This window comes from Alcanivorax sp. HI0083 (assembly GCF_001635175.1).
Genome location: NZ_LWFX01001080.1, coordinates 1 through 10274 on the forward strand (window position 1 = coordinate 1; position 10274 = coordinate 10274).

Annotated in this window: 6 protein-coding genes and 1 pseudogene; all 7 read left to right on the forward strand. The window is 54.9% G+C overall.

The window, feature by feature from the left end; genetic code table 11:
- The coding region (locus A3754_RS14320; RefSeq protein ID WP_063520238.1) for a cyclic nucleotide-binding domain-containing protein at positions 1-753 on the forward strand (753 nt) is incomplete at its 5' end.
- 79 nt (positions 754-832) lie between these two features.
- A complete protein-coding gene (locus A3754_RS14325; protein WP_063520239.1) occupies positions 833-1723 on the forward strand; it encodes an NAD(+) kinase in 891 nt (296 codons plus the stop codon).
- A gap of 128 nt (positions 1724-1851) precedes the next feature.
- The gene (locus tag A3754_RS14330; protein WP_063520240.1) at positions 1852-2124 is read left to right on the forward strand and encodes a YeaC family protein; all 273 of its coding nucleotides are present in this window, start codon (positions 1852-1854) and stop codon (positions 2122-2124) included.
- Between the two features lie 280 nt (positions 2125-2404).
- A complete protein-coding gene (locus A3754_RS14335; protein WP_063520241.1) occupies positions 2405-4888 on the forward strand; it encodes a hypothetical protein in 2484 nt (827 codons plus the stop codon).
- Positions 4889-5031: 143 nt separating this feature from the next.
- Positions 5032-7638 (forward strand): aminopeptidase N, encoded by a 2607-nt coding sequence (gene pepN / locus A3754_RS14340; protein ID WP_063520242.1) that lies wholly within the window; start codon positions 5032-5034, stop codon positions 7636-7638.
- Between the two features lie 230 nt (positions 7639-7868).
- Positions 7869-9887, forward strand: a complete 2019-nt coding sequence (locus tag A3754_RS14345) for a DUF1302 domain-containing protein (RefSeq protein ID WP_063520243.1) — start codon at positions 7869-7871, stop codon at positions 9885-9887.
- A 46-nt stretch (positions 9888-9933) separates the two neighbouring features.
- Positions 9934-10274: pseudogene (locus tag A3754_RS14350) on the forward strand (DUF1329 domain-containing protein); the annotation flags it as partial.

Sequence of the window (10274 nt, forward strand, 5' to 3'; positions counted from 1 at the left end):
TTCCGGCTGGATACCATTTTGTCATGGGACCAGTCGGCGGGTTACGTCATTCTTGATATTAATGCTAACTCTGCCTACCAGAACGACCGGGAATGGATGATCCGGTTGCTCAAGTCCAAGCTTTTTCATCGGGTGCCGCCGACCAATATCCTAGAAATCTTTCGCCGTCTCAAAGCCACCCGCCACAAAGAAGGTGAGGTGATTATTCGTCAGGGAGAGGCCGCTGATTGCTGCTATATCCTGAAAGAAGGCGTATGCGAGGTGTCGATCAGCATGGGCGAGAGTGAGCCCACGCCTGTGGCCATGCTGGAAGAAGGGCAGTGGTTTGGTGAGGAGGCGCTGTTGTCCGGCAAGCCGCGTAACGCCACGGTGACCATGGCCACGGACGGTGTGCTGATGAAGCTGGATCGGCAGGACTTCGATGCGCTACTGCGCGAGCCCATCATTAATACCATGCCCGGCGATCAGGTGTTGTCTTCCGCAGAGAAGGGGGCCTGGTGGCTGGATGTGCGTACCAGTGATGAATTCGACCAGGAGCATTTGGTCGGGGCTACCAATATGCCGCTTAACGTATTGCGCCTCAAATCCCGTTTGTTGGATCCGGGCAAGACCTATATCGCCTACTGTGATACCGGCCGACGTAGCGCCACCGCCGCTTTTCTGTTAAAAAACGCCGGCCTGGATGTGATCGTGTTGGATGGCGGCCTGAATGCCAATGCTGGTACCCTGCACGAGTACCTGACTCAGGGGTAGCGCTTGCCGGATGGTGAGGCTGCCCGGCCTTCGGGTTTCGCATCACCCGACGCAGCATTACCTGAATGAGATCCCCCCTGTGGCGCAAGAGAAATTTCGCAATATTGGTTTAATCGCACGGTCTGAAAGTGAGCAGGCGCTCTATTCGTTGCGCCAGCTGATCCACTTCCTGCATGGCCGTGATTGCACCGTCATCCTCGATAAACACATTATCGGCAATCTCCCGGAGATGGGCTTGCAGGCCGCCAGTGCCTCACAAATGGGGGAGTCCTGTGATCTGGTGATTGTGGTTGGCGGGGATGGTAGCCTGCTGGGCGCAGCGCGTACGTTGTCCCGCTATAACGTGCCGGTACTGGGTGTGAACCGCGGCCACCTGGGTTTTCTTACCGACATTCTTCCCTCTGAAATCGAATCCCGGGTCGGTCAGGTGCTGGATGGCGAGTACAGTACGGAGAAGCGTTTCCTGCTGGATCTGGAAGTGCGGCGGGGCAAAACGGTGGTGGGTGAGGGTAGCGCCCTGAACGACATTGTGCTGCTGTCGGGTGACAGTGTGCACATGATCGATTTTGAATTGATGATCGACGGGCACTTTGTCTACGGACAGCGCTCCGATGGCCTGATTATCTCTACGCCCACCGGCTCTACCGCCTACGCCCTGTCCGGGGGAGGCCCCATCATGCATCCCAAGCTGGATGCCATGGTGCTGGTGCCCCTGAATCCTCACACCTTGACCAGCCGTCCGCTGGTGGTGGCGGGTGACAGTGAAATCAAAATCCACATCACCACGGAAAAAGTGCGCCCGTTGGTCAGCTGCGATGGCACCGAAGGGATTCGTCTGCAGGTGGATGATGTGATTGCAATACGCAAAAAACCGCATCGCTTGCAGCTGATTCATCCTCCAGGGCATGATTTTTATCAGGCGTGCCGCTCCAAGCTGGGCTGGAGTAGCCGGCCTGGTGATGGCAGTTGATGGTGTGTCTGTAGGAAGCTGCTTGCAGCCGAACCGTTTTCGCTTGCAAGCAAGCTCCTGCAGCCGCAACGACCACCCATGATGCGCCAGACGTTTGGCGTGCTGCCGTTTTAAAATGAGTTATCGATATGAACTACCAGAGCTTTGAAGATCTTATTGCGTCCATGACCCCGCAAGCCTGCGACAACATGCGCCGTGCAGTGGAAACCGGCAAGTGGGCGGATGGCCGGGTTTTAACCCGCGAGCAAAAAGAGCTCTGCCTGCAGGCAGTGATTGCCTGGGAGCAAAAAAACCTGCCTGAAGAGCAGCGCACCGGGTATATGGAACAGGCCTGCAAGAGCAGTGAAGAAAAACCGGAAGAGCAGCCGGTAATCTTGCGTGGCCCGGATACGCTGCAGTAAACATATTTTAAGTATTTGAATACTTTTCGTCGGTGACCGGCGAGTCGTCCTTGAAAAAACGCCTGCCGGCGTTTCTCGCCATTATTTTTCTGTTACGCGCGTTTGTGGAAAAACGGAATTAATGTATTCTTCCTAGAAACCCTGCTTCGGTAGTGGGGTTAGCGTAGGCACAAATAATTCGTTTGGCTAAAGAGCCTTCTGCTGCTTGTATCAAGCCCCCCTGAGTGTAAGTGCAGGCAACGGCAGGAATTAGATAATAAAAAGTGGTTTGGGAGAGATCATGAATACTTATAAAAAGGTACTGCCCCTGGCAGTGGCTATGGCGCTGGCTGCCTGTGGTGGCGGGAGCGACACGGTACCGGATCAGAGCGGGGGTGCCAGTTTTGACACTCACGCTCGATTTAATCCGGTAACTTCGGATTTGCCTTTGAATACAGACTTGGTTTTTGCGGCGGCGGCCACGTCGGATGGCACGGCAGATGTCGGTGCTCCCTCTAATCCGGTGGAAGCGGGAATCAATGCTTTGGATGGTTTCTCAACCAACGCACCTTTCGACATTTATTTTACCGGAGGTGAGCTGGATGAAGCCTCTATTAAGGTGTGTCAGCAAGCCATGCTAGCCACTGGAGAGTGCGCGCAATCCAATGTATTTGTGCTGGCCCTAGATACGGGTGATGAAGATGCACTTGATCCGTTGAATGTAAATCAGGCTGCACCTTTCCTGTTCCCGTTAGCGGATGTGTCTGCCTCGGTGATTTCCCGTGACGGCGAGCAAAACAACGTATTGAGAATTACGCCGAACAAGCCTTTTAATGCGGCGACCAAGTACCTGGTTTTTGTTACCAATGGCCTGAAGGACACGGATGGCAACTCGGTCGGTGCATCTGCGGCGTATGACGCTTTGGGTGAGTCTGAGCCGCCTGTTGCTGGCGCACTGGCGTCTGTGCGTGGCGCTATTCAGGGTTGGGAAGCGTTGGCTGCTGGCTTTATCGGGCAGGCCTCCGGAGGGGGGATCCCGGGAGAGGTAGCGAAAGATTCGGTGGTGATTTCTTATACTTTTACTACTACCGATCCGGTTACGCCATTGCTTGCTAACGCAGCTCCTAAGGCTGCAATCGTTCAGGCCCAACAGAAGAACTTTGGAGTGGATCCCGGTTCAGCAGTACAGAATCTTGGCGCCATTCTTATGGAAGGTGTGGGTTTGAATTCGCCGGAGCCGCGCGATGTTTCCATACCTGCATCGGGTGTCGATGTGAGTGTTCTGACAGATGGGGCGCTTGAGGACGGCGTGGCGTTGTTGTACACAGGTTCAATAGATGTTCCCTACTATTTGAGAACTCCCGAGACAACGATCTCCGGCAACTACAAATTAGATAGCTGGCAACCAGATAGGGAGCTTGGGGACGCATTGTTGCCAAAAATAAAAGCAAGCCTTCCTGTAGAAGCGGCAGACGAACTACCAGCACAATTACCCTTGGCTGACGCGGATGGGGCTACCTTCAACGTAACTTATCGGTACCCCTTTGCTAAGCAGGCTAGTCTTGAATCCGTTCCTTTGCAGATAACCCTTCCTGATGAGGATTATGAAGTTCAGCCCGGTGTTACCTGTGGCATGGCCAAGCCAAGTGGTTTGCAAGTCGTGATGTATGTGCATGGCATCGGTAGCGACCGCACTTCGGTGGTTTCGCTCGCACATAGCCTAGCCAAGGCCTGTGTGGCAACAGTCGCGATTGATTTGCCTTTGCATGGGGCTCGTGCTTTCGACGCGGGTGATGTGGCGCTCAATTTCATCAACTTGGGTGTGCTGACGAACACTCGTGACAATCTGCGCCAAAGTGTTATGGATCTGCTGAACCTCAATGCCAGTCTGGAAGGCATCGGGCAGGCGCTTGAAGATGGAGATATGGTTGGGCTTGATATCAGTGATGTGAAAGTGGTGGGTGTCTCCTTGGGCGGTATTATTGGTGCGACCTACGCTACAGTTAACCAGTTGGCGATAGCTGTGGATGGTCAGCTGGCAACAGAAGCGGCTACCCCAGCATTTGCAAGCAAGCTGAAACCTTTGAGTGGCCTTGTCGTATCGTCTGGGGGGGGGCAGTTAACTCAGTTGCTAAATAACTCGGAAGCTTTTGGTCCTTCTATCAAAGGTGGGCTGGCTGCAGCGGGTGTTATGGAAGGCAGTTCTGATTTCGAGAAGTTTCTGTATGTGGCGCAAAGTACGGTTGATTCCGGTGATCCCGTTAACTTTGCTGAGGTTCTTGCGGGTGCAGCATCATGCGATCCTGTAAAAGCCCAAGCTGGTGACTACCCAAGTATTCTCACTTGTGGGAGTTTGACAATTCCTGTTTTGGTTCAACAAATTGTCGGTGGCGGAGATGCCTCCGTTTACGGAGATGGCACTGAATACTTGGCCGATCAGGTAGTGCCTAACAGCGTTGACGGTGCCCCGCTGGCCGGGACGATGCCGTTGGCTCGTTTGCTGAATGCGCAGCCGGTAGCGGCGGGAACTGGGCCGACAGATGTCACGGATGTGAGTGCCGCCAATGCGTTGGTTAACCTTACCGTGGGTGAGCATGCCTCCTTGCTGACACCTGGCGACCCGGCTACGGCTGGTGGTTTCATTGCTCTGACCGAGTTACAGACTGAAGTGGTAAGCTTTGTGCGGGCTCCAAGCCAGACAGCAGTGGGTATCACCGAGGCTGACTTGCTTGGTAATGGCACGGTTTTGGCGCCGACGGCGCCTTATGTGCAGGCTGCGCCGTAGTGAGCTGACCTGCAGTGCAGCTCATGGCATCATCAACAACACCCCGCTAGTCGGGGTGTTGTTGTTTTCGCAGAGCAGCCGTTAGGGCTGTGCCGGGACGGATTGGATTGGCCGTCAGGCAAACCTTTTTCAGGAGTAGGGTTATGGAAGGTGCACAAACAGTCAAAACCACCCGCTTGGTGAACTACCAGCCGCCGGCCTATCTGGTTGAGTGGGTGGCGCTGGATGTGGATATCCGTGATGGCGTGACTACTGTCACTAGCAGCTTGTCTCTGCGTCGCAATCCCGCCTCTCCTGACGCCACAGTAATGACCTTCAATGGTGAAGGCCTCCTCTTGCGTACTCTGGCGCTTGATGATGTGGTGCTCGATAGCGACCGCTATCACTACGAGAATGGCCTGTTAACCGTTGAGGGGCTGCCTGAAGCCTGTACGCTCACCTCCGTGGTCGATATTGAGCCGGAAAACAATACCGCGCTGGAAGGGTTGTACCAGTCCAATGGCATGTATTGCACCCAGTGCGAAGCGGAAGGCTTTCGCCATATTACGTTTTTCCCGGACCGTCCGGATGTTCTGTCTCGATTTACCACTACGGTGCGGGCGGATAAGCAGCGCTATCCGTTGCTGTTATCCAATGGTAACCCGGTAGATCAGGGAGAAGAGGGGGGGCGCCACTGGGTGACCTGGGAAGACCCGTTCCCGAAACCCTGTTATCTGTTTGCCCTGGTGGCCGGTGACCTGTCTTGCCTGGAAGATACCTTCGTGACGGTATCCGGGCGCAAGGTGGCATTGCGGCTGTATGCTGAGCACCGTGATCTGGACAAGCTGGACCATGCCATGGCGTCGCTGAAAAACGCCATGCGCTGGGATGAGCAGGCCTATGGCCGCGAATACGATCTGGATATCTACATGATCGTGGCGGTCAGCCACTTCAACATGGGGGCCATGGAAAACAAGGGCCTCAATATCTTCAACACCTCCTGTGTGCTGGCCCACCCCTCGACTACCACAGACGCAGGGTTCCAGCGGGTGGAATCCGTGGTGGCTCACGAATACTTCCATAACTGGTCCGGTAACCGGGTGACCTGTCGCGACTGGTTTCAGCTAAGCCTGAAAGAAGGGTTTACGGTCTTTCGCGATCAGCAATTTTCGGCGGACATGAATTCCGCTGCCGTTCAGCGGGTGGAGAACGTGGATTTCCTGGTGAACCACCAATTCCCGGAAGATCAGGGGCCCATGGCCCACGCCGTTCGCCCGGAGGAATACCAGAAAATTGATAATTTCTACACCCTGACCATTTATGAAAAAGGGGCGGAAATTGTTCGCATGCAGTATCACCTGCTGGGGGCGGAGAATTTCCGCAGGGCGACAGATCATTATTTCGAGGTAAATGATGGCAAGGCGGTAACCTGTGATGACTTCGTGGCCAGCATGGAGGCCGTTTCCGGCCGTGATCTGGGCCAGTTCAAACGTTGGTACAGCCAGGCGGGCACGCCGGTGCTGACCGTTACCGACGAGTACAGTGAGGGGCAATATCACCTCACTTTTCGGCAACATACTCCTGCCACCCCCGGTCAGGAGGACAAGCAGCCTCTGGTGATCCCGATCCGTCTGGCCCTGCTGGATGAACAGGGTGCGCCCTGTGCGCTGGGCGCGAACGGGCAGGGTGAGCAGGTCATCATTGTGGATCAGGTGCAACAAACCGTGTCTTTCGCGGTGCCTGAAGGTGTGACGCCCTCGTTACTGCGTGGATTCTCTGCCCCGGTGGTGCTGGATTATGCCTACACGCAGGCGCAGCTGGCACGACTGCTGGCGTATGACAGTGATGGCTATTGCCGCTGGAATGCGGCTCAGCGCCTTTACTTTGCCGCCCTGGATCGGCTGGTGGTTGAGCCTGGGGAGGCGGATGCTGAAGCTGCGGCGCTGGTGCCCGTGCTGGAACAGGTCATTGCACGCAGCGATGAAGATCCCGCTCAGGCCGCGTTGTTGCTCACCTTGCCCAGTGAAGTGGCATTGGGTGACCGGCATACACCCTTGAGCCCGGCATCCATTCACCGGGCTCACCGTGCCATGAAACGGGCACTGGGCAAGGCTCTGCAACCGTACTGGCTGTCGCTGGCAGAAAACCTGCTGGCGACGGAATTGAGCATGGATGGCCGTGCCATGGGGCGGCGGCAATTACGTAATCTGGCACTGGACTTTTTGGCAGCAGGCGGACACGACGAAGCGGCGCGATTGGCGGTGGAACTGTTCGAGCTTCCCCTGTGCATGAGCGAAGAGCTGGGCGCGCTGAAGGTACTGGTGCACCATGGCTTGCCGGGGGCTGATCAGGCACTGGCACAGTTTGCCGAGCGTTGGCAGGAAGAGGCGCTGGTGATGGATCAGTGGTTTGCGGTGCAGGCTACGGTGCCGGGCGAGCAGACCGTCGAGCGAGTCAATGGCCTGCTCGAACACCCGGCCTTTGACTGGAAAACGCCAAATCGGGTGAGGGCACTGGTGGGTACATTCACCAATGGCAACCCGTCAGCCTTCCATGCGGAAAATGGGGAGGGCTACCGGTTGTTTGCTCAGGCACTGTCCCGGCTGGATGCCATCAATCCGCAGGTGGCGGCCCGCCTTGCCAATGGTGCGGCGCGCTTGCCTCGGCTTGAACCGCAGCGCCGGGAGCGGCTGGCAGAAGTGCTTGCCAATGTGCAAAAAAATGCATCCAGTAACGTGGCAGAAGTACTGGGCCGTATACTGTCATCCTGATTTCCGGGAGCCGCCTGATGGAGCTGTACGGGGCGAATAACGGGATGACCGGCTGGTCGTTAATAATAGAGTACACAGGGGATTTATTTTTTTCCCTGATGTGTAAGAATTATGCATTAGCTCGGGCGGTGGTTTGTATCAGGAAGAATGATGGGACCTGCTGCAAATGGGAGCTACTGTTGCCCGAGTAAAAACAATAAAGCCATGCGCATGGCAATTCGGAGAGCTACATGAATAATAATCACCTGCGTAAAACCAGGCTGGCGATGGCTGTGGCCAGCATCACTGCCCTTACCGGGCTGTCCCTTCCTGCTTCAGCGGTTCAACTGGATTTTGAAAACCCGGACTGGTCCGGGCGACTGGATACGACCTTGTCTGTAGGTGCCTTGTTCCGGACCGAAGGGCAAGACTCCATGTTGGCAGCCACCGGTGATGTGGTTGACATGACCAAGGCCGGTTACGGTTCTCAGATCAACAAGAACGATGCCAATAATAACTACGATACGGGCCTGGCTTCTCTGGTGTACAAAATTACCCCGGAGCTGGATCTGAGCTGGCAGGGCAAGTACGGCATGTTTCTGCGCGGCACCGCGTTTTATGATCAGGTGATCATGGGTGGCGGGCATGATGGAGGGCAGCTTGTTAAAGCGGCCGGTTTCCCTGGTGCCATGGGCTTTACCCGTTATGCCACCTATTCCGATTACGCGAACAATGGTACTGGTGATGATTTCAGCCGTGACGCTGAACGTTACGCTGGCCAGAGAGCCCGACTGCTTGATGCATATGTATGGGGTAATTTCGATCTTTTCGAGCGACCGCTGAACGTGCGCCTTGGTCAGCAGGTTATCAATTGGGGGGAGGCGCTGTTCATGCAGAACGGCGTCAATACCGCTAATTATTTTGACCTGAACGCTCTGCGTCTGCCAGGTTCCGAGATCAAGGAAGCCTTGCTGCCGCTAGACAGCCTCTACTTTTCTTACGGCCTGACCTTCAATGCCACGCTGGAAGCGTTCTACCAGTTTGAGTGGAAGAACTCTGAAGATGCGCCGTCCGGCACTTACTTCTCTACCCATGATGCCTTCCCTGGCAAAGGGGCGGACAATGTAATTGTAGATGGTCGCGTTGTTGCGCTGAGTGCCGTTAGTTCGGGAGCTATTCCTTCACCAGGTATTCTTGAGCCCGGTTTTGCAAACTATACCGCCTCAAATTACGGTTCTGATTACCAGTATGAAGCCACTCAAGTAACGGTAAATCGTATACGCGATAGAGAAGCTAGCGACAGCGGCCAGTTCGGTTTGGCGTATCGTTACTTTGCCGAAGGACTAAATGGGACTGAGTTTGCTCTTTATTATACCAGAACCCATGCTCGTACCCCCGTCGTTGGTTCTAGCTTGAATAATCTGCAGAACGGCAAGGGCGGTGGCGTTACAGAAATGGCGAGAACCATCGATACTGCCGAATATCAGATGGCCTATGTAGAAGATCAGGACATGTTTGGCGCCAGCTTTAATACCAGCATTGGCAGCATGTCGCTTGCTGGTGAACTGGCATATCGGCCGAAACGTGCAATTATCAATGAAGGCGGTGATAACCTGATTTCTGCCCTTGCTGGTGTTGCGGGACAGTCCGCACTGCAAGGTCAGGATGTGGCTATTGGTGATTTGACTGGGCACTGTGTTCGCGCGGAGATGGGCGGCTCCTGTTTGTCCGCTGATGCTTTGGTACAAGACGGTCATCTGTACTATTTCTACGACGAAGTGGAAAGCTATAACGGCTCACTCGTAAGTATCTTCAACTTTGGCCCAACATTTGGTTCTGATGGTTTGATTGCATTGCTTGAACTTGGTGTCGAGCACATCGAAGGGTTGGAAAACCCTGATCTGGAATACAATTCAACAGCGGCTATTCTGGACTCCGAGGCCCAGATTCTCAGCCCTGATGATCCGAATAAGTATTATATGGACCCTACTTCCTGGGGCTACCGTGCGGTGCTGAAGGCGGATTACAGTAATGTTTTCGCGGGCGTTTCCATGAGCCCGAGCGTGCGTTTTGCCCATGATGTAAACGGTAACTCTCCGATTGGCGGCAACTTTATGGAAGACCGTAAAGCAGCCACCCTGGGCGTGAGTTTCCTGTACTTGAACAACCTGGAAGTGGCCATGTCTGGTACCACCTTCTGGGGCGCCAAATATTCCAACAAACTGGCCGACCGGAACAACGCTTCGGTTTCTGTTAAGTACTCTTTCTAATTTGTTCCAGGCCGGGGTGCCGGCCTGTTTTTAACGGAGAGCAATCATGTTGAAGAAATTGACCGCAATGGGTGGTGCCCTGGCACTGTCTCTGAGTGTGGCGGCCAATGTGCACGCTGGTGTTTCCAGCCAGGAAGCGGCGAAGCTGGGTACATCCCTGACGCCTTTCGGTGCACAGATTAAAGGCAACGGCAAAGCTACCTCTACAGGTCTGGGTATCCCGGATTACACCGGCGGCATCCAGCGCAAGGATATTCCCAAGACTTATACCCGTCCGGGCCAGCATCACCCGGACCCGTACAAATCTGACAAAATCGCCTTCACCATTAACGCCCAGAACGTGTCCCAGTATGCGGATAAGGTGCCGGACGGTGTGCAGGCCATGCT

Coding starts and splice junctions, on each gene's coding strand:
- A3754_RS14330 (WP_063520240.1), top strand. CDS start 1,852: ATGAACTACCAGAGCTTTGAAGATCTTATTGCGTCCATGACCCCGCAA.
- A3754_RS14335 (WP_063520241.1), top strand. CDS start 2,405: ATGAATACTTATAAAAAGGTACTGCCCCTGGCAGTGGCTATGGCGCTG.
- pepN (WP_063520242.1), top strand. CDS start 5,032: ATGGAAGGTGCACAAACAGTCAAAACCACCCGCTTGGTGAACTACCAG.
- A3754_RS14345 (WP_063520243.1), top strand. CDS start 7,869: ATGAATAATAATCACCTGCGTAAAACCAGGCTGGCGATGGCTGTGGCC.